This is a genomic window from Paenibacillus sp. FSL W8-0426 (assembly GCF_037969725.1).
Lineage (GTDB): Bacteria > Bacillota > Bacilli > Paenibacillales > Paenibacillaceae > Paenibacillus > Paenibacillus hubeiensis.
In genome coordinates, this window is the sequence record NZ_CP150203.1 from 4,032,723 (window position 1) to 4,053,735 (window position 21,013).

16 protein-coding genes are annotated in these 21,013 nt (G+C 49.0%); 4 read left to right on the forward strand and 12 right to left on the reverse strand.

Translation table 11 applies throughout. The features are described from left to right. Positions 1–166: 166 nt before the first annotated feature. Positions 167–1,342, forward strand: coding sequence for a M20 family metallopeptidase (locus MKY59_RS17955; protein WP_339272851.1), 1,176 nt, complete (start codon positions 167–169; stop codon positions 1,340–1,342). 204 nt (positions 1,343–1,546) lie between these two features. On the opposite strand, the gene glgA is transcribed toward MKY59_RS17955, so the two are convergent. Further along, on the reverse strand, positions 1,547–2,980 hold the full coding sequence (glgA, locus tag MKY59_RS17960; protein ID WP_236412264.1) for a glycogen synthase GlgA: 1,434 nt from the start codon (positions 2,978–2,980) through the stop codon (positions 1,547–1,549). After that, positions 2,977–5,004, reverse strand: a complete 2,028-nt coding sequence (gene glgB / locus MKY59_RS17965) for a 1,4-alpha-glucan branching protein GlgB (protein WP_339272855.1) — start codon at positions 5,002–5,004, stop codon at positions 2,977–2,979. The genes glgA and glgB overlap by 4 nt, the downstream gene beginning before the upstream one ends. A 196-nt stretch (positions 5,005–5,200) precedes the next feature. Between glgB and MKY59_RS17970 the strand changes: the two genes are divergently transcribed. Next, positions 5,201–6,427 carry a glucose-1-phosphate adenylyltransferase gene (locus tag MKY59_RS17970; protein WP_290371402.1) on the forward strand — a complete coding sequence of 409 codons (1,227 nt, stop codon included), beginning with the start codon at positions 5,201–5,203 and terminating at the stop codon, positions 6,425–6,427. 224 nt (positions 6,428–6,651) lie between these two features. Here the strand turns inward: MKY59_RS17970 and MKY59_RS17975 are convergent, their stop codons facing one another. The 5 genes from MKY59_RS17975 to MKY59_RS17995 all read right to left on the reverse strand — a co-directional run bounded on the left by MKY59_RS17975 (position 6,652) and on the right by MKY59_RS17995 (position 12,132). After that, positions 6,652–8,112 (reverse strand): HAMP domain-containing sensor histidine kinase, encoded by a 1,461-nt coding sequence (locus MKY59_RS17975; RefSeq protein ID WP_339272857.1) that lies wholly within the window; start codon positions 8,110–8,112, stop codon positions 6,652–6,654. Next, positions 8,109–8,807, reverse strand: a complete 699-nt coding sequence (locus tag MKY59_RS17980; RefSeq protein ID WP_339272859.1) for a response regulator transcription factor — start codon at positions 8,805–8,807, stop codon at positions 8,109–8,111. Before MKY59_RS17980 ends, MKY59_RS17975 begins: the two co-directional genes overlap by 4 nt. Then, positions 8,800–10,002 (reverse strand): hypothetical protein, encoded by a 1,203-nt coding sequence (locus MKY59_RS17985; protein WP_339272861.1) that lies wholly within the window; start codon positions 10,000–10,002, stop codon positions 8,800–8,802. The genes MKY59_RS17980 and MKY59_RS17985 overlap by 8 nt, the downstream gene beginning before the upstream one ends. A 135-nt stretch (positions 10,003–10,137) precedes the next feature. Further along, positions 10,138–10,863, reverse strand: coding sequence for an ATP-binding cassette domain-containing protein (locus MKY59_RS17990; RefSeq protein ID WP_236412257.1), 726 nt, complete (start codon positions 10,861–10,863; stop codon positions 10,138–10,140). A gap of 81 nt (positions 10,864–10,944) precedes the next feature. Then, positions 10,945–12,132, reverse strand: coding sequence for an MFS transporter (locus tag MKY59_RS17995; protein WP_339272864.1), 1,188 nt, complete (start codon positions 12,130–12,132; stop codon positions 10,945–10,947). Positions 12,133–12,347: 215 nt separating this feature from the next. Here MKY59_RS17995 and MKY59_RS18000 point away from each other — a divergent pair, with 215 nt between their 5' ends. Together MKY59_RS18000 and MKY59_RS18005 are read left to right on the forward strand one after the other, a co-directional pair. Continuing rightward, positions 12,348–13,268 carry a helix-turn-helix domain-containing protein gene (locus tag MKY59_RS18000; RefSeq protein ID WP_339272866.1) on the forward strand — a complete coding sequence of 307 codons (921 nt, stop codon included), beginning with the start codon at positions 12,348–12,350 and terminating at the stop codon, positions 13,266–13,268. A 50-nt stretch (positions 13,269–13,318) separates the two neighbouring features. Further along, a complete protein-coding gene (locus tag MKY59_RS18005; protein ID WP_236412920.1) occupies positions 13,319–14,092 on the forward strand; it encodes an HAD family hydrolase in 774 nt (257 codons plus the stop codon). A gap of 165 nt (positions 14,093–14,257) precedes the next feature. Here MKY59_RS18005 and MKY59_RS18010 read toward each other — a convergent pair whose 3' ends face one another. The 5 genes from MKY59_RS18010 to thyA all read right to left on the reverse strand — a co-directional run bounded on the left by MKY59_RS18010 (position 14,258) and on the right by thyA (position 20,934). Next, on the reverse strand, positions 14,258–16,573 hold the full coding sequence (locus MKY59_RS18010; RefSeq protein ID WP_339272870.1) for a DNA topoisomerase 3: 2,316 nt from the start codon (positions 16,571–16,573) through the stop codon (positions 14,258–14,260). A gap of 122 nt (positions 16,574–16,695) precedes the next feature. Beyond that, the gene (locus tag MKY59_RS18015; RefSeq protein ID WP_290371401.1) at positions 16,696–17,187 is read right to left on the reverse strand and encodes a Fur family transcriptional regulator; all 492 of its coding nucleotides are present in this window, start codon (positions 17,185–17,187) and stop codon (positions 16,696–16,698) included. Positions 17,188–17,477: 290 nt separating this feature from the next. Then, entirely contained in the window at positions 17,478–18,965 is a 1,488-nt protein-coding gene (locus tag MKY59_RS18020; protein ID WP_339272872.1) for a glutamate synthase subunit beta, read from the reverse strand. 657 nt (positions 18,966–19,622) lie between these two features. Then, positions 19,623–20,111, reverse strand: a complete 489-nt coding sequence (locus tag MKY59_RS18025) for a dihydrofolate reductase (protein ID WP_339272874.1) — start codon at positions 20,109–20,111, stop codon at positions 19,623–19,625. Between the two features lie 28 nt (positions 20,112–20,139). Further along, complete coding sequence (gene thyA / locus MKY59_RS18030) at positions 20,140–20,934, reverse strand: thymidylate synthase (RefSeq protein ID WP_236412248.1); 795 nt, start codon at positions 20,932–20,934, stop codon at positions 20,140–20,142. Between the last annotated feature and the right edge of the window lie 79 nt (positions 20,935–21,013).

The window sequence follows — 21,013 nt, forward strand, 5'->3', positions numbered from 1 at the left end:
ATTCACATGCTTATTTCTCATAGGATGCCTGAGTCATTATAAAGGACAATGTATGAATATGCAATGCATTTTCATATTTACAACGCATGACAACGCCCTGAAAAAAATGGAGAAGCATGCTATAATCAAGAAATCGTTTTTATTTTTGCAGAAGGAGTACACCACCATGACACCCATCCAAACACAAATTTTAGCGGTTATTGATCAATATGCTTCCCGTTTCAAGGACATTTCATCATATATCGGGGCCAATCCGGAATTAGGAAATGAGGAATATCTCGCATCCGCACGTTTGAAGGAGGAGCTAACATATCACGGCTTTGCCGTTGAAGCTCCCGTTCTCGGTCTGGAGACGGCATTTATCGGCACGTACTCGGCTGCCAAATCCGGTCCGACCATTGCCCTGCTGTGCGAATATGATGCTTTGCCTGAGATTGGTCACGCATGCGGCCATCACTTGATCTGCATGATGAGCTTGGGTGCTGCCGTTGGGCTCAAGTCCATATTAGATGAAGTGGGAGGAACGCTTAAAGTTTTCGGCACACCTGCGGAGGAAACGCGGGGAGCCAAAGTTCCGATGGCGGAAGCCGGCCTGTTCGATGATTGCGATGTGGCTCTTATGGCCCATCCGTTTTACGCTTACGAAAAGTCGGGAAGCTCGCTGGCCATCGATGCCGTTCAGTTTGAGTTTCACGGCAAAGCTTCGCATGCCGCAGCTACGCCTCATGAAGGCATTAATGCGCTGGATGCGGTCATTCAAACCTTTAACGGCATCAATGCATTCCGGCAACAAGTCAAAAGCAGCGTTCGGATTCACGGCATCATTAACAGCGGCGGACAAGCGGCCAATATCATTCCCGATTATGCTTCCGCCCAGTTCTATGTCCGCGCGTCGACACGCAAAGAGCTGAACGTGCTTACGCAGCGGGTCATTCAGATCGCGGAAGGAGCCGCCCTGCAAACCGGGTGCAAACTGGTGACTTCAAATTACGAAACTTCTTATGATGAAATGGTCACCAACGAGACGTTGTCCGGCGCATTCAGCGACAATTTGCTGAAGCTCGGCATTCCTGCCCACGAAATCGTTACTGGCAATGACCACGGCTCCATGGACATCGGAAATGTATCGTTGCGTTGTCCCGCGATTCACCCCTATATTCGCGTTGTGGACGAGGTACACACGCTTCATTCCATCGAGTTCCGTGATCTGGCCTTGCAGGAACGGGCTTTGGATGGCATGATTCTGGGGGCAAAGGCAATTGCCTTAACGGCCGGCGACGTGCTGACCAACCCGCAGCTGCTTCAATCCATTCGTAAGGAGTTTGAACAATCGACTCGGTAATACCATGTTATCGGCTTCGACGTGTCTGTCTGGTCACTTATCCGTGACTGGACAAGCACTTTTTTATGTATACGGCAAGGCACGCACGATCAGCCAGTTAATCCCAGCTCCCCTTCTATGAAGTATTTCCTATAAAAAAAGCCACAGTATAGTTATACTGTGGCCATTATAGGTTGCTTTATAAAGCGTCTTGGAAACCAGAATTCATCCCAGCGAAATTCGACGGTAGATATCCATATATTGTTCTGCAGAAGAATCCCAACTGTAATCTCCGCCCATCGCGTTTTTCACTATTTTCTTCCAGCTTGCTTTATCCCGATAAAACGCCTCTGCCCGACGGATCGTATGCAGCATATCATGGGCGTTGAAATGGGTGAACGAAAACCCGTTCCCCTCTCCACTGTGTTCATTGTATGCCTGCACGGTGTCGTTCAGACCGCCCGTTTCGCGTACGATCGGCACGCTGCCATAACGCAGCGCCAGCAATTGGCTAATTCCGCAAGGTTCAAAACGCGACGGCATCAGAAAAAGATCGCTTCCGGCATAAAAACGCCGGGAAAGCCCGTCGTTAAACAAAATCTGCGCAGACATTTTAAGCGGGTGGCGGTGGGCTGCCTCGCGGAACCAGTGCTCGTAAAACTCGTCTCCCGTGCCCAAAACGGCAAATTGAAGATCATCGTAGTGCAGCAATTCATCCAAAACTCGACAGACGAGATCAAGTCCCTTTGAATCCACCAGACGCGTAACCATAACCATAAGAGGCGCATCCGGACGCACAGGCAGTCCCAGCTCCTTCTGAAGCTCCATTTTATTCTCTGTTTTTTTGGAGAGGCTTGATCTGAATTTCACCGCAATTTTCTTGTCGGTAGCCGGATTGTAGCTCATCGTATCGATGCCATTCACAATTCCGCTGAACCGATCGCCAAGCGAAGACAACAACCCGTCCAACCCATAACCGTAATAGGCCGTCTGTACTTCCTGCGCATAAGTCGGGCTTACTGTCGTGACGTGGTCGGCATAAACGACCCCTGCTTTCAGGAAATTGACGTTACCATAATATTCTGCGCCTTCCATCGTAAAGTAACGACTATGCAGCTGAAGCAATTCACCGAACACTTCATAGGGAAAAATGCCTTGGTACAGCAGGTTATGTATGGTAAACACCGTACGGATCTCCGTATAAAACGGATGGTGGGCGTAATGTGCCTGAAGCAGCAGCGGGATCATTCCCGCGTGCCAATCGTGAGTATGCAAAACGTCTGGCTTGAAATCAATTTTAGGAAGCACTTCGAGCACCGCCCGATTGAAAAAGGAAAACCGTTCTCCGTCATCCATGTAACCGTACACGCCATCCCGCGCAAAATAGTACTCATTATCGACAAAGTAAATGGGAATGCCTTCATGGACTAACATCTCGACTCCGCAATATTGCCTTCGCCAACCGACCGGCACTTCCGTAACCGCGACCGTTTCCATGGCCTGTTTGAATTCGTCCGGAATGCTTTTGTATTTGGGCAATATCACCCGAACGTCGACTCCAGCCTTCTTCAAGGCGAGCGGCAAAGCCCCGATGACATCGGCCAAACCACCCGTTTTGACAAAAGGATGTGCTTCAGCTGCTGCAAACAATAGTTTCATGCCTTTTTCCTCCTCTTTGGTTGCGTCTGAACTTCGTCTTTGGAAGCTTTACCCGATGGGGCCTTCTTTGAAGCTTTCACTTTGCCTTCGGCTGCATCCAAAGCGGGTTTCGCGGCTCTCTGGCGACCCGCTTTCTTCAAAATGACAATGCTGAGCGGAGGCAGCACCACTTCAAGGCTATAGGGCCGCCCATGAAATGGAATCTTTTCCGTAGGCAGCTGCATATGATTGAGAGTACCTGATCCTCCATAATCGGAATGATCGCTGTTCAGCACTTCGGTATACATACCGGGACGCATGACTCCGATTCGGTAACGCTTCCGTTCGATCGGCTGAAAGTTAATAATGACCAGGAGTGTATCCGATGGTTTTTTTCCTTTGCGCACATATGAAATGACACTTTGACCATGGTCATCCGGAGTGATCCATTCATATCCTTCAAAGGAATGATCAAGCTCCCACAAGGCTTTTTCGTTAAGGTAGAACTTCGACAAGTCGCGTACGAAACGATGCAGTTTGCTGTGGCTCTCATAATCGAGCAAAAACCAGTCCAGTTGGTCTTCGTCCTTCCATTCGATAAATTGGCCGAATTCGCCGCCCATGAACAACAGCTTTTTGCCTGGGAATGTCATAAAGTAACCCAAAAACGCCCGCATACCGTCAAACTTCTGCTCATATGTTCCCGGCATCTTGTCAAGCAATGATTTTTTGCCATGAACCACCTCGTCATGGGACAGAGGCAGCACGTAATTTTCACTAAAGGAGTACATGATCGGAAAGGTTAGCAAATGGTGTTTGGCTGGGCGCTCATGAAACGGGCTCTTGATGTAATCGAGCGTGTCGTTCATCCATCCCATATTCCATTTGTAATTAAAACCCAGTCCTCCTGCATCCGTAGGGGACGTCACCATGGGCCATGCACTGGACTCTTCGGCCATGACTAACGCGTATGGGAAATAGCGGAATATCGTCTCGTTCAATTCCTGTAAAAAAGATACGGCTTCCCTGTTTTCCAATCCGCCGTCCGGATTCGGACGAAACTGGCCCGGAGATTTTTCAAAATCCAGCCGCAGCATGCTTGTTACCGCATCAACGCGCAGCCCATCAAAATGATACATTTCCAACCAATAAACGGCATTGGAGATGAGGAAGGAGCGGACTTCTGGTTTCGAATAGTCAAAACTGAGCGTGCCCCACCCCGGTCTCTCGGCTAACATCGGGTCAGCATACTCGTATAATGGCGTACCGTCGAACAATCTGAGGCCATGGGCATCTTTGGCAAAGTGGGCAGGAACCCAATCCAACAGAACGCCGATTCCTGCCTGATGAAGCTTGTCTACAAAGTACATCAGATCTTTTGGTTTTCCGTAGCGGCTCGTTGGCGCAAAAAAACCGGTATTTTGATATCCCCATGAAAGGTCATAAGGATGCTCCGTCAAGGGCATAATCTCTACATGGGTGTAGTTCATCTCCAACAGGTACGGAATCAACAGGTCAGCCATTTCACGGTAATTATAAAGCGAACCGTCTGGACGGCGTTTCCAGGTTCCCAGGTGCATCTCGTAAATGTGCACGGGTTTGTTGTATACGCCTCTTTGCTTGCGCCTCCATGCTCCGTCGTTCCACTTGTAACCGTCGATGGAGCTGGTGATGGATGCCGTGCGCGGTCTGACTTCGGCGTGAAATGCATAAGGGTCGGCTTTGAGCAATTCTTCTCCGTCTTTGGTCAATAAGTGAAATTTGTATAGGGTCCCTTCCTGAATGTCAGGAAAGAAACGAGTCCAAAATCCGGAATTGGGCACTTTATGTAATGGATCCTTTTTTCCGTTCCAATGGTTGCGGTCAAGGGCCAGACCCACTTCCTTCGCATGGGGCGCCCATACCGTAAACCGGTACCCTTGTTGTTGATTTTCGACGACAGGCTGCGCACCCAACATACGATAACTGTGATGAAGGCTTCCTTCATGAAACAAATAAATAAGTTCCGGTGAGATGACCGGATCTGTGAATGGTTCAATCGCCATAAAATCACCTGCTTTTCCCAGAAAATAATAATAACGTTAACCATTACCCCATTCTAGCCAAATTGAAAAGAAAAATGACCGATTTCGAAAATGTTGTAATTTTACAGATTTTTAACCGTATATATCGTTTCATCAGCTCCAAATCGCGTTAATGTATGTACAACTTTCAACAAAAATTTCCGGGAGGGAAACGATTATGTTTAATAAAGATTGCATCGCTATGCTGTTGGCGGGAGGAGAGGGTAAACGTTTGGCACCCCTGACTTCAAGTATCGCTAAACCCGCTGTGCCGTTTGGCGGGCATTACCGGATCATCGATTTTCCTCTCAGCAACTGCGTAAACTCGGGAATCGATACTGTTGGCGTGCTCACGCAATATCAAGCAGGATCATTGCATGAACATATTGGAAGCGGAGAGCCTTGGAGAAAAGAGAACTCGTCTGAATCTGGAATATCGTTGCTTCCATCTTACCATACAGGAAATGACGAATACTTGGGAACTGCGGATGCCATTTATAAAAATATCGACTTTATTGATAAACAAAACCCCGAAAATGTGCTGATTTTGTCGGGAGACCACATTTATCATATGGATTATCGCGAGATGCTGAACGCTCACAAATCCAACAAAGCAGCCGCCACCATTTCGGTGATGGAAGTCCCTTGGAATGAGGCTCACCGTTTTGGCATCATGGCCGCAGACCATGAATTGCGCGTAACCGAGTTCACCGAAAAACCGGCCAAACCAAAAAGCAATTTGGCCTCAATGGGTATTTACGTGTTCAACTGGGAATATCTGAAGCGCCATCTCCTCGAGGATGCTCAAAATCCGGATTCCAGCCATGACTTCGGCAAAGACGTCATCCCGCAAATGCTGAATGAAAGCAATTCGCTTTACGTTTATAATTTTAACGGGTACTGGAAAGATGTCGGCACGGTAAAAAGCCTATGGGATGCCCATATGGATCTTCTGCACAATGATCAGGACTGGAGTCTTCACAAAGAACATTGGCCCATGTTCACGCGTGGCTGGAGAAGCAAAACGAGTACGTATCGAATCCCCGCTTCCCGTACCGAGCATGCCATGTCCATGATCCATGAATCCTGTGCCATTGATGGGCGTGCCGAACGTTCTGTCATTTTCTGCGGGGCTGAGGTCGGCAAAGGTTCGGAAATCAAGGAGAGCGTAATTATGCCTAATGCTCGCATCGGCCGCGGCGTCCACATTGAGCATGCCATTATCGGCGAAGGAGCCATTATCAAGGACGGTGCCATCGTCAAAGGCAGCGCAGACGAAATTGCCGTGATTGGCCCAGGAGAAGTCGTTTCTGCCAAACCGGCATTGCGTACACAATCCGCGCGAATTTTGAAGGAAGTCTATGAGAAGACCGGTCGACTGCGTGCAGGCGAACTTTCATCATAAGTTTCACTTGGGAATATATAACGAAGGATTTGTATGAGGTTAATTATTCCTGATTTTATAAACAAAAAAGGCGAGCCGTTGAACGGTTCGCCCTTTTTGTTGCTTCATCCTATATCCTTTATTATACATCTTATTTCATTTGAACCGGGACGGATGTAACGCAGCCCTGTGTTTCAATTTCCTAACCATTCTGCCCGGTTCAAACAAGGGATATTCTCTGTTTCTTACGTTGTTCCGATATCCGGCCCTGCCTGTTGATCGTCATGTTTCATTAAATCATCCTCTTCAGCCAAAGCTGGCAAAATCACCGTAACCGTCGTTCCCGAACCCAGCTCGCTTTGCATCGAGATCGTTCCTTCATGCAGTTCGACCAGCTGCTGGGTGATGGCAAGCCCCAACCCTGTGCCTCCGTTTTGATGATTAACCTGAAAGAAGCGGTCCCTGACCTTGCTCAAATGTTCTTCGCTAATCCCGATTCCCGTATCCTGGACAGCAGCAATCACCTTGCCGTCTTCTTCTTTCACGGACAAGTATATCCACGAATTTTCATGCGAAAATTTAATGGCATTATCGACGATATTAAGGAACACCTGCTTAAGCCGATTACCGTCTCCGAACACATTATAGGCCTTCGTTTCATCGGCATCCAGCTTGAGATGGATCTGTTTCTGTTCGGCTTTGGCCCACACGTTCAACATCGTTTCCTGCACGATTTCCCGAATGCTGACTGTTCCTTTGACCAGTTTCATCTGATTTTGCTGCAATTTCGAGAAATCCAACATCTCTTCAACCAAACCGATCAACCGTTCCGTTTCCTTGGAGATGATGCTCATGCCGATTCGCGTCTCATCCGGATCGTAGCCGCCGGAATCCAGCGTCTCGCTCCAACCCTTGATACTGGTCAGCGGGGTACGCAGTTCATGAGATATCGAGGAAATGAAATCATCCTTGATCTGATTGCTGCGCACGATTTCCTGAGCCATGAAATTCAGCGTTGAAGCCAGTTCCCCCAGCTCATGCTTATAGTTTCCTTTGACCCTCACATCCAGACGGCCCCGGGCCATCTGTTCCGACACTGCGGTGATGTTGTTGATCGGTTTGACGATGGAATTCGCCATACCGATGCTAATAATGAGCACAACCGCAAGGACGGCCGCACCTACCAGAATGGCTAGTGACCCCATTACAAGCAACCTCGAGTTCACATCCTCAAGTGACGTCAAGTAACGTATAATGTATGTGTTCTCCCCACCTAAATCCATCTTGTGGGATACTGCCATGATCTGCTCACCCGTGTTAGGTTGCCTTCCGACCCAGCGTCCAATGCTGCCATTCATGGCCTGAGTGATGTCACTTGTCTGTATGACGGCTCGCTCCGATTCAAATTCCGTTGAACTTGCGAGCACGCGTCCGCTCATGTCCAGAATCTGCAGCTCCGTGTTATCCAGATGCAAATTTACAAGCAGATAAGACAAATTGTTGCCATCCTCAGCTCCACTTACGAGAGAAAGTGGTTCTTTGAAGTCATTTGTCGCCGTAATCCTTTGGTTAATCGTATTATAGATGCTCTCATAGTAGTATCTCTGCACCGCAAGCATGAAGATGAATTCAACCAGCAGGAGTGCCAGGAACACCACGAAAAAATAATGCAGAACAATCTGCCGGGTAATGCCCTTTTTGATCATTGATCCCTGCCCTTCCACTTATACCCGTGTCCCCATACGGTTTGCAGGTATTCTGGTTCGGAAGGATTGTTTTCGATTTTTTGGCGCAACCGGCGGATGTTCACATCAACGATTTTGGGATCTCCCATATACTCTTTGCCCCATACGTGATCCAGCAGCAGATCGCGGCTCAGCGGCGTGTTTTCTTTTTCGAGGAAGAACTGGATCAACGAAAATTCGGTCGGCGTCAGTTCGATCAGCTCGTTGTTTTTCTTGAACTGCTTGGAGATCAAGTCCAGCGAAAACGGTCCTGACTGGAACGTCACCTTGGCAGCCGTCTCACGATGCACGTTGACCCTGCGGAGCAAAGACTGGATGCGGGCAATCAGCTCCGTCGGACTGAACGGTTTGCTCACATGGTCATCGGCTCCTACAGAGAGCGCATAAACCTTATCCTGTTCTTGGACTTTTGCAGTTAAAAAGATAATACCCATGCGTTCATTCGTTTCCCGAATGCGTCTGCACACTTCAAAACCGTCTATGCCCGGCACCATGACATCAAGCAATGCCAGGTCGATATCCGGCACGGATTGCAAAATGCGGAGCGCCTCATTTCCGTCTCCTGCTTCCAGCACTTCAAATCCGTTTCGTTTCAGGTTGATGACGATAAAACTGCGGATCGATTCTTCATCTTCAAGAATAAGCACTTTACTCATTTAGTTCTCCCTTTCTGTTCAGCTGCGATATATTGTCCAGTAATCCATCATTACCATCCAATTGCGAGCCGCGCGAGGCAATTACATGATCACTCGTTCGAGTGATTTCTTTCCACTTCTTCCCCTTCTCCTGTTCCCATTGGGACATAGTGAAGTAACTGATCTCTCCAACCGTTTCATCGGAATCAATCATTTTGAAGCGAATGTATTTTTCCTTCTCCGATTTGGTATCAATGGTGATTTTGCCATACCACTCGGGTTTTAGATTCAAATGGAACAAATTCGCGTCATCTCGGTATTGGAAGGAAACGAATTTCTTGCCTTCATTTCCATCCCATTGATAAAACGTGTAAAACCACATCCGGTCGTTGAACACATAGTGATCCCAACCCTTTGGCGTCTCTTTCAGTCCAAATTCAATAATACCATCATTGTTGACGTCACCGCTTAAAATTTTGTCATCTCTGTACGTTTGGTCTGGAGATTGGAATGCATTCACCAGTTTGTTGTCTTTTACGTAAACAATCTGGGTAAACGTGCTCCGGTCATCCAACTCGACATCCAGCACGATGCCTGTCCGGTTTTTCGCAACATGGCCGCCAAGAGCGTTATAAATGTCTTTGACAGTATAATCTGACTGTATTCTGTCTACTTCCTTAAAACTTTCTTCATTATATTGGTATAAAGCAACCGATTCGAACCCGCTCGTATTGACCGATACGTTAATAAAGTCGTTCTCCCCATCCCCATTCAAATCCAGTGGATTACCCTGACCGTCATCGATAACCAACTGGTTGTAAGGAACACCGCCCATCACCTGTTCGAGGGCCCCTCCTTTATAGGAGTACACCATCAACGCTTTCTGGGCTTCAAGGCTCACTCCCAGAACGATATCGGGATGGCCATCATTCGTAATATCAAGCAGCTTGAAAGACTCCAGACTGTTACCTGGAACATCGAATGTCAACTTTTTAACCCATGTATCTCCTTGCTCTTCGAGCAGCATGCCATGGATTCGCACATTTTCATTTGGCGTGTCGTAGAAAACGATAGCCTCCCGCGTGCCGTCCCCATCCAGATCAGCTACACGGATCATGCTTGTATTGTTCAGGTCCTTGGGTCGGATCAGTTTACTCTCCGGAGGCTTTTCCTTCTGCACGATATTCAACAGTTTCTCCTTATCCGTCGACATCATCGGCGGCCTCATTAAAGTCAGGGGATCCTTAATAACCGTACAACCACTCAGAAGCGAAACAAGCATCATGGAGACGGCTCCGCCTATCAACACTCGCCCCCAGCGCGAATTAAGCAATTTCATCACTCATTTCAATCAAATCAGATTTTTTTCTTGCTGCGTCAGTCTCCGTCCGCGGATATCGAAAACGATGCGGCCTTCTGCAAGCCCCCAGATCCGGGTCGCATGCTTCTCGGCCAGTTCGATCGGCAGCACCGCGATGACGGTTGCTCGTTCCTGTTCACACAATTTGCGCAGCGTTTCCAGCACGGAATCCGCCGTATGCGGATCAAGCCCCACCACAGGTTCATCGGCCAGAATGACCTTTGCGCCATGAGCAAGGGCCCTTGCCGTAGCGACACGCTGCCTCTCGCCACCGCTCAACTTTTCGGCGGTTTGGTGCGCTTTATCCAACAGCCCCAGCCCTTCCAGCACGTCCATGGCTCCCATGTAATCGTCGGATCTTACCATACCGGTGAGCATCCTCCACCACGGTGTTTGTCCGGCCCGGCCGATCAGCACATTTTTCAGGGCCGTGCGCCTCGGATACAATTGCGGGTTTTGCTCCAAGTATGCCCATTCGCGCTTGATTTTCGTTTTTCCGGACCAGCCTTGGCTCAAAATGTCGACTCCGTCGACGGTAAACTTGCCGCTATCCCATTTTTCCATGAGGGCAAGGCATTTCAAAAGCATGCTTTTGCCGCTCCCGCTGGCGCCTACAACGGCGATCATTTCCCCCTGTTGCATATCGAATCGGATATCGCGCAGCACCGGAATCCGGTCCGCTCCTACGAATTTATTCAAATTCTCTACTCTGATCATCGCGACGTCTCCTCTTGTCCATGTTTTCCTACTACTAGTGTACTCGGAAAAGGACATACATTTCCATGCGAACACCCGCTTCTATTCTACCACAAATTCCTTGGAAGGTTTACGCTTGAATAACAGTCCTCCGATGCCAAAAAGCATGTATAACACCCCCAGCAAAACAAACATGCTTCCCGGCGAGAACCAATGAATGAGTTGACCGCCCAGATTGGGGCCGATCATGCTGCCGATCGTAAAGTAAAACGAAGCGACCACATTCGCCGCAGGCAAAAACGCTTTAGGCAAAATATCAGCAGCGTAGGCCAAGCCAAGCGAAAAAAAGGAGCCGACCAGGCCGCCAGCCACGGTCAAGAGAACCAAGGCCCACCAGAAATGCGTCCCGGCCAGCGGGAAAACCAGAAACGTCGCTCCTCCCATGATCCCGGCAAACATCAATACCGCTTTGCGCCCAAAGCGGTCGCTGAGCATGCCCAGCGGAAGCTGCAGAAGTAGTCCCCCAATCCCCACAAACGGCAGCAGCGACGAAATCTCATTGGCATCGAAACCAATGCGCAAACCGTATACCGGGAAATTGCTGTTCATTCCGGCTTCCATGTAACCGTATAAAAACGCAGGCAGCAAGGCATACCATGCCCATGCAAAGCTGCGCCGAAAACGTCTCTCCGGCCGTTCGCCCTGCTCCGTCTTTTCCGGTCTTGCATCCGGAAGTTTGATCAAAACCAGCATGAACACGGCCGCCAGGCAAACAAACAGCACCCAGAACGGAACCGCTTCTCCATAACCAAGCAGCTTGATTCCCAGCGGCCCGATGCTAAAGCCAAGTCCGTAAGACATGCCATACAAAGAGATGTAGCGCCCCCTCTTTTCGGGCGTTGTTACCAGCAGCACCCAGAGTTGAGCTGCATAATGCAAAGCGCTGTCCCCCAAACCTACGATCAGCCGCAACATAAACCATACCCTGATATCAGGGATATAAGGAAAAAGGACAAGCGCAAACATGACCAAAACCAGTCCGCTCACGATCAACCGCTTGAACCCGATGGCACCAAGCAATCGTTCCGCAATAAGTGTCATCGCAAAGGAGCCAATATACAGCGCTGCGGCGTTTAAGCCGTTTAGGCCGGGCGAAACGCCTCGCTCCTCCAAAAAGATCGACAGCACCGGCAATAATAACCCCTGGCTTATTCCGGCAACGACAATGACGGTAATCAAGATGAAATAATTCGATAATGAATGTGTGGCGATGCTGCTGTTTTTTGACATAAAATGATTCCCCCTGCGTGCATACAAAGAAAAATCGCCATCGCTGACGACTTTTTTACATTAAGTGGATATTCAGTTATTCGCCCAGGACACTGCCCATGCAAGGCCGTTTGTCCCGGACTTGAACATTATAGTGGACAACGCCCTCCAAAACAAGCCATAATAGTACATAAGTCGCTGCGTATAAATGATGTGACGGGAGGATTCCGCATCGTATGTCTTATCAAGTTAAAATTGATGTTTCACCGATATATGAGATGCTCAACAGCTTCATGGTTTATGTAACGAAGAAATGGATCCAGCATCTGGATATTGGTCCTGAATGGATTCTGGACGTCGAAGGCAAACTAAGTTCCAACGTAAAGGCTGCATTGGCTCCGGCAGCCGCCTGGCCTTTCGACGATTTTGACGTTCTGTTCGCTTGGGCAGCCTATCGCGATTGCGGCCAAGAAAACGAGGATTTCCTTGGCATGCTGGCCGATTCGACCCCCGAGCAATCGCTCGCGAGGATCTCTGCCCTTATGCCGCATATTACAATAGAAGAAACTACGCGCATTTGCAGCAGTTATCTTCCTTTGCTTCGTCTTTGGAACGAGCACTACTGCCAGGATATCAGCCAGGATTACCGGTGCTGGATCGAAGAAGACGCCGAAGAGAAACGGATACTGCTTGACAAGATGGGTCCTGAGCTGCTCGTGGAATACGCCACCGCAGGCGTAATCGTCGAACCGACCCCTGGTGTCAAAGAGGTCATTTTGTTCCCGACCGTCCATAATCGGCCTATTAATATGTATAATTTCTATGAAGGCGCGATGATCATGCAGTATCCGATTGATGTTCCGGAAGAGGACGAGGATCAGCCGCCTACCTGCTTATTGCGTTTTACCCATGCCCTTTCCGATCCGGAAAGGCTTCGCCTGCTCCGCTACGTCTCCGGGGAACCCCGATCACTCGCCGAAATGTGCGAAATGCTTGGCAAGGATGAGGATACGGTCAAGGATCAGGTTATGGCGCTGCGCATTGCCGGACTGCTGCGCACCCATTTGCTCGGCAGCAATCGCAAAGAAAAATACAGCATCCGTCCCGATGGCGTTTCCGAATTGAACATGTTTTTGGAATCCTACATACGTATTTGATCCGTATCGGAATGAAATGCGTAGCCGTCGGCTGCAAGGAGTGATTAATGATGAACACCTGGAAACAGCACATATTATTCGATCTCGACGATACGCTCGTCTATTGCAACAAATACTTCAACCTCGTGCTTGGCGAGTTTTTCGAAAATATGCAGGAATGGTTTAAAGGCGATGCCTTGTCCGTTCAGCAGGTTCGGGACAAACAGCTGGAGATCGATGTTACGGGAGTAAACAAAGTCGGCTTCGCGAGCCATCACTTCCCTCAATCGCTGATTGACACGTATCGCTACTTTTCGCAAAAGTATAAACGACCGACGGCTGCTTCCGAAGAGGCTTACCTGCACAAGCTGGGAATGAGCGTATACGAACAGGAAGTCGAGCCTTACCCGCACATGGTTGAAACGTTGGAGAAGCTGAAATCGGAAGGACATTCCCTTTATCTGTATACCGGCGGGGAAAAAGTCATTCAACAGCGCAAAATCGATCAGATGAAGTTATCTCTTTACTTCGATGACCGGATCTATATCCGGCAGCATAAAAACATCGAAGCATTGGAAGGTATTCTGTCAAACGGACCATTCGACCGCACTGCAACCTGGATGGTGGGCAATTCGCTTCGCACGGATATTATGCCGGCAGTAACGGCGGGCATCCACAGCATTTATATCAAACAGCCGAACGAGTGGCAGTATAACATCGTGGAGCTTCAGCCCAACCCTGATGTGTCCATGTACACGATCACTGCCTTGAAAGAAGTGCCAGAGATTATTCATGAAAATCTGCAGCACCATGCAAAACGAATCTATCGGCACCAGTCGAAATGAGATAGGACTCTTTGCTTCTTTGATCCGTCTTCCGAATTAGTCATAGGGCACTGAAGCCAAAATGAAGAACCCAACCACAAAAAAGGACCCGTCTCTATCTCTCGGGTCCTTTTTTGTCATTCCAGTTTTGGCTCGTGCCGTTATCGATCGGCGCCAACCATACGCCTAAACACGTTCTGCAGACAACTTACCGGTGGAGCGGTCCTCAAGGATAATCCTCGCCTTAACGGTGCTCCCGTCTTTCCGTTTAAAGGATAGCACCTGAGTGCTTCCTTTCTCAATCAGCGACTTCAGCATCGTGCCCGTAATTTTTTTGCCCGCATATTCCTTCCAAATGACGAATCGACAGCCTTCCTTATAGCGGGTGCATCCGAAACCTTTATTGCCCTCGATAATATGTCCCGTACACCCCTGCGAAGGACATGAACCTAAAGCTTCCCTGCTTCCTGCGGTTGCCTTCTCCGGGGCTTTGATCGTGCCTGTAGGGGCTGCTGCAGCTGCTCTGCTTCGCGTCGCAACTGACTCCGCCTGCCGAGAACCTGTTGAAGACGAGCTGCTTTTGCGCGTGCGGTTTCCTTTCCCTTTGCCCTTGCCGCGGCCGCCACGCGCTTCGTCACCAAACGCGTCCGCCGGAGCCGGTGTCTGGACACGCACTTTATCGATGATGGATAACGTAAACTTTTTCACGTTTTCCATAAATTTGTCCTGCCCGGCTTCGCCTTTGGAAATCTGGTACAACCTTCGCTCCCACTGGCCGGTCATTTCGGGCGAAGTCAGCAGGTCGACCCCGGCACGCCGAATCAACTCGATGGCCGTTCGCCCTTTCAGCGTCAATTGCATCTTTTTCCCCTGCATGGTGATATAACCGACGTTTTTAAGCCGTTCGATCGTAGCTGCCCGCGTTGCAGGGGTGCCTAGGCCGCTGTCTTTCATCGCGTCGCGAAGCTCCTCGTTCTCGATCTGTTTGCCCGCACTTTCCATCGCACGCAACAACGTGCCTTCGGTATAGCTTTTCGGCGGCTGGGTCGCCTTCTCCTTGCATTCGCTTTTGTGGCACTGCACCGGGAGCTCAGGCCGCACCGAGAACGCCTTGTCCGTCCATTCTTCGGGTTCCTCCTCCTGAGCGCCGGCTTTGCCCCTCTTTTTGCCCGACGTCTTGCCCTTTTCCTGATCCGCTGCGGGAAGAACCGCTTTCCACCCCAACGAAATGAGTTCTTTTACGGATGTTTTGAAAGTGTGTTTCTCCACCTCGGTCAGCACGGTATGCTGCTTATACTCTGCCGGAGGATAAAAATGGGACAAAAATCGCCGGACGATCAAATCGTAAATGTTCTGCTCGTCCTTCGACAACGTTCCCGGCCGCTTCAGCGTAGGCAGGATGGCATGGTGATCCTCCACCTTGGATGGATTGCAGACACCCTTGTTGTTTTTATGCACCAATTCAGGCTTCGCGCCTTGGGCAAGCTCACTGTATGCTCCTGTTTTGAGCATGTTCAGCGTTTTATGCATGCCGTCCAAATTTTGTTCGGTCACGTAATTGGAATTGGTCCGCGGATACGAAATGACCTTGTGCTTTTCATAAAGGGCTTGTGCAATATCTAACGTTTTTTTCGCACCGTAACCGAATTTCGCATTGGCCTCCCGCTGTAAAAGGGTCAAGTCGTATAACCGGTACGGATACTCCTTTGTCGGTTTCGCCTCGTATTTGGCAATGCGGCCCGTCTTCCCCTTTACGCTCGCTGCAATGCCCTCCGCCGCCTCAAGATCAGTCAGCTTGTCTCCTTGAACCTGCAGCACTCCGCGGTACTCCACATCCTCCTGGCGGAACCAAGCAGCAACCTCGTAGTACGTCTGGGACTGAAAAGCTTCGATCTCCGTTTCACGGTCATAGATCAGCGCCAAAACAGGGGTCTGCACACGCCCCACAGACAAAAGCGCATTGTGGCGGGTCGTGAACGCTCTCGACGCATTCATGCCGATTAACCAATCCGCCTCGCTTCGCGCCCGCGCAGCATGCGTCAGATTTTCGAATTCGGAAGCATCCTTTAGCCCTGCGAATCCCTTCCGAATGCTTTCGGCCGTCAGGTCCGATATCCACAGTCGTTTGACCGGTTGACGAAGCTTTAGCTGCTGCTGGATCAATGCAAAAATGTATTGTCCTTCACGCCCCGCATCACAAGCATTAACGATCATGGAGCATTTTTTGGCCAGTTCACCGATCGTTTTCAGTTGATCCTTCGTTTTCGGGTTAGGGACAATTTTGAACTGGTCCGGAATGATCGGCAAATCCGCGAGGTTCCAACGCTTATATTTGCTATCATAAGCATCCGGTTCTGCAAGTCCGAGCAAGTGTCCGATCGCCCACGTAATGATATAGCTTTCGCCTTCCAGATACGTGCGATTGTTCTTGGCCCCGGGTTCCATAACGGCGGCAATGGTTCTCCCCATGTCCGGTTTCTCCGCGATAACCAGTGTCTTCATCCGTCTCAATCTCCTCCTATACCGTCACATGACGGCAAAAAGGGCCTTCCGCCCACGGAAGCCCCTGCTTCTATAATCCATTATATCAGATTTTGATCGCGGGAGCATCCTCCCCCATTGAATTAACCCACTGCCGGTTCATTCACGGCTTGCTTCTGTCTGCATTCGCGGCACACGCCTTGGAAATCCAGACGATGATCCATCACTTTGAAACCGTACTGTCGTTCCACCATTTGCTCCAGTTTCAACAATCCATCCTCCATAATCTCCTCCACGCTGCCGCAGTGCATGCATATCAGATGATGATGATGGTGCGACCCGTCCGTGCTGCGGAGATCAAAGCGGGCAGCCCCGTCGCCGAAGTTTATTTTTTCCACAACCTGCAGATCGCTAAGCAGCTCCAGCGTGCGATAAACGGTAGCCAGACCGATTTCGGGAAACTGCTCCTTCACCAGCAAAAACACTTCTTCTGCGCTAAAATGGTCCTTTTCATGCTCCAGAAGCACTCGGACCGTGACTTCCCGCTGCTGCGTCAGTTTGTACCCTTTCTCGACCAGCTGCTTCTTTATATATTGAATTTGCTCTTGAATGGATTTGCCCTGGTTATTTGTCATAGCAGGCCGCACCTCCGAAATGTGTTTTCGTGTAAATGACTAGTTCAACCTAAATATTGCTTTGGTTAGTCGTTGTCAGAATATCTTATTTATAATAATTATAATCTAATAATAAGTCTTTCTGGTCAAAAAAGCAATGCCGCTGATCACACTTTCGATCACACTTTCAATGAAGAAACCGCGCTATCGCATTCATGGCAAAAACCCCCCGCATTTCTGCGGAGGGTTTGTTTGCAGCCAAGTTATAATCATGCTGGCAAAACATGCAAAACTATTATTTTATAAACGTATTATACGAGAACGGTGGAACCCATCAAATATTTATCCACTTCGCGAGCTGCTTCGCGTCCCTCATTGATCGCCCATACCACCAAGCTTTGGCCACGACGCATGTCGCCTGCGGCAAAGACTTTATCCACATTGGTGTTGTATTTGCCATAACGTGCTTTCACGTTGGTACGGCGGTCCGTCGCCAGGCCAAGCTGTTCCACCAACGTTTGCTCCGGTCCGTCAAAACCGATGGCGATCAACGCCATTTGCGCAGGGAATACGCGCTCTGTGCCAGGAATCGGCTGATAGATTTTGCGGCCCGTTTCGTCCACGATCCGTTCAATTTGAACCGTGTGCAATTCTTTAAGGTTGCCTTCATCGTCACCCACAAACTTGGTTGTCATGATCGAAAACTCGCGCGGATCTTGACCAAAGATGGCTTTGGCTTCTTGTTGCGCGTAATCCAGTGTATATACGTTAGGGAATTGCGGCCAAGGGTTATTGATTTGATCGCGCTCCAGCGGAGCTTTGGCATGGGTACCGAATTGGGTTACGGTACGGCAGCCATGACGGAGGGATGTCGCCACGCAGTCCGAACCGGTATCTCCGCCACCGATGACAATAACGTCTTTTTGTGCTGCAGACAGGTAATTTCCGTCTTCGAGTTTGGAATCCAAATAACTTTTGATGCTTCCGTTCAAAAAGTCCATCGCATAATGCACGCCGTTCAATTCGCTGCCTTCGATGTTGAATTCACGCGGTTTGGTTGCGCCGCCGCACAACACAACAGCATCATATTCGTCAACCAATTGCTGTGCAGGTATGTCCTTGCCGATCTCCGTATTGGTCACAAACTGGATGCCTTCAGCCTCAAGCAGGTCAACACGACGTTGTACGACTCTTTTATCCAGTTTCATGGTCGGGATTCCGTACGTCAGCAAACCGCCAACGCGGTCAGCACGCTCGTACACCGTAACGAGATGGCCGGCTTTGTTCAACTGCGCTGCTGCGGCAAGTCCTGCAGGACCGGAGCCAACGACGGCTACGCGTTTGCCTGTACGCTTTTCAGGCGGTTGGGGTACAACCCAGCCTTCTTCAAATCCTTTTTCGATAATCGCTTCTTCAATCGTTTTGATGGTAACCGGCTGCCCGATCAACCCGACCGTACAGGAGCCTTCACACGGAGCAGGACATACACGTCCTGTAAATTCAGGGAAATTGTTGGTTTTGTGCAGGCGATCGAGTGCCTCTCTCCACAAACCACGATACACCAAGTTGTTCCACTCCGGAATCAAGTTATGCACGGGACAGCCCGACGTACCGCCGATCATATCTATACCTGTATGGCAGTAAGGAGTTCCGCAATCCATGCAGCGCGCCCCTTGCGTTCTCAGCTCTTCTTCCGCCATATGTTTATGAAACTCTTCCCAATCCTTGATACGCTCTGCAGGCTCCCGATCCGCGGGCAGTTGGCGTTTGTATTCCATAAATCCAGTAGGTGTAGACATCTTACATTTCCCCCATCCGTTCTTTTATCTTAATCCCTTCATAACCGAGGCCCTATATGAATGAATTATGCAAACTTCTCATTTTTTGAATATTGTATCACAAAATCTTGTCGAAGATATTTCAATAATAGTAGCATTTCAACATTTGAATATTAAATGGATTATCCGCATAATAATTTGTATTTTATACATCATAGAGGGCCAAAGGACCGCAGGTCAACAACCGAATTTTGGTTATCCAGATACGGGTATTTCGTCTTGCACATTACTTGATCATAAAGAAAAATGAATGCACGTTACGTAAATGTGAGATAATTTGCCATCAAAATCAACGTTTTAAGAAATAAAAGCTAGACAAATTGAACGAATTGTTCGAATTTAAAGCTTTACAACGGTAAAAAGGCACATCGTTTATACTTTTTCACCAAAATATATAAACCCAATTCACATTTCATTCCTGATGTTGGTGCTTTTTATGTTAGTTTTATGTAAAATCTTCGGTCAGACCTTCATATCCGTTTTTTTCGCTCGAGAATAAAGAAAGGGCTACTGTCACGAACCATTCGTAACGAGCGCCCTTTTTCTGCGTGCATCATTTTTTGGGATCTTGACCTTTGATGTCATATCTGGGCTCTTTGATCTCAACGTATGCTTTATTTATTTTTTTCGTTCATAAAATTCAAACGTGTAGGGGTAAATATTTTTTTCGTCCTGTTTGCCTTCGATCTGCTCAACGAGCTCCCACTCCGACCAATCGATGTTGGGAAAAAAGGTGTCCGCTTCAAAATGTTCGTGAATTTTGGTCACAACCAACCGATCGGCAAACGGAAGGAATTCACGATAGATCTCAGAACCCCCGATCACGCACAATTCTTCGCCTTGGGTTGCACTCAGACCTTCTTCAATAGTATGGACCACTTCTGCCTGTTCAACCTTATAGTCCAGGTCCCGCGTAATCACGATGTTTCGGCGCTGCGGCAGCGGTTTGCCACCGAAAGATTCCCACGTTCTGCGCCCCATGATGATGGTTTTGTTCAACGTACGCTGTTTAAAAAAAGCCATGTCTTTCGGCAATCGCCAAGGGATCGCATTATTAAGGCCGATCGCTCCGTTCTCTCCCATGGCCCATACCAGTTCAATACTCATGTGTATGCACTCCTTTCACCGGATGCAATCAGATGGCAACCGGGGCTTTGATTCCAGGATGATGCTGGTAGTTCTCGAATTCGAAATCTTCAAACTTGTAGTCGAAAATCGAATCCGGCTTGCGTTTGATCACCAGCTTCGGCAATGCAAACGGCTCACGTTCCAATTGGGTTTTGACTTGTTCCAAGTGGTTCGAATAGATGTGCACATCTCCTCCGGACCAAATGAACTCGCCCACTTCCAGATCGCACTGTTGAGCGATCATATGGGTTAATAACGCATAGCTGGCGATGTTAAACGGCAGTCCAAGGAACGTGTCCACCGAACGCATGGTCAACATACAGGATAATTTACCCTCAGCCACGTAAAACTGAAACGCAAAATGGCATGGCGGAAGCTTCATGCGATTGATTTCGGCCACGTTCCACGCGCTAACCAGATGGCGCCGGGAATCGGGATTGTTTTTGATCGCGTCCACCACGGCAGCGATTTGGTCGATTTTTTCGCCACTCGGAGCTTCCCAGGTCCGCCATTGCGACCCATATACCGGGCCAAGATCGCCGTTCTCATCCGCCCATTCATCCCAGATGCTCACGCCGTTATCCTTCAGGTAGCGAATGTTGGTATCTCCGCTCAGAAACCATAACAACTCGTGAACGACCGATTTCAGATGGATGCGCTTGGTCGTAACCAGCGGAAAACCTTCGTTCAGATCAAAGCGCAATTGGCGCCCAAAGACGGACAATGTGCCCGTGCCCGTGCGGTCTTCTTTGTGAACCCCGTTGTGCAGCACGTCCTGCAGCAATTCCAGATAATTTTTCATGTATTCATCGCCTCACAGTCGTTTCTATATAAGTTTGAACGAATGGTTTTACATCGAGCCACTATGTAGTCAGAACCAT